This window comes from Tamlana crocina (assembly GCF_012037625.1).
On record NZ_JAAVJS010000131.1, the window covers coordinates 1 to 530 of the forward strand.

Sequence of the window (530 nt, forward strand, 5' to 3'; positions counted from 1 at the left end):
GATCAGAAATACCGAACGTTGTCTTATTTGATTTAATACTGCCATTATCTATGTTGTTAATTCTGAAATACAGGGGGCGAAAATAACGTTTTTAGCTTTATTAAAAAACTATAAATCTTCAAAATGTGAGGAAAAACTTAAAATTAATCGACCGGATTAACAATCACCTCCACCAGCTCAATACGGGTGTTGGAAACCTCCTTGATGTGGAAGGTAAAATTGTCTATTTCTACAATTCCATCCTTGGGAGGGATCTCTTCAGTATGATCTAAAATGTAGCCCCCTAAGGTTTCGTAATTCTCCTCAATGGGAATATCCAGTTTATAGATCTCGTTAAGATAATCTACCTCCAGCCTGGCAGCAAAAAGGTACCGGTTATCATCCAGCTTTTCTTCGATCAACACCACCGGATCGTGTTCATCCTCGATCTCCCCGAACAATTCTTCCACAATATCCTCGACGGTCATCATGCCACTGGTACCGCCGTATTCATCGATGACAACGGCAATACTTTTGCGTTTTTTAATGAG

General features: G+C 39.6%; 1 protein-coding gene. It reads right to left on the minus strand.

Going from position 1 to position 530, the window contains the following annotated elements:
* Positions 1-143 precede the first annotated feature (143 nt).
* On the minus strand, positions 144-530 hold a 387-nt coding region (locus HC176_RS15965; RefSeq protein ID WP_280818697.1), incomplete at its 5' end, for a transporter associated domain-containing protein.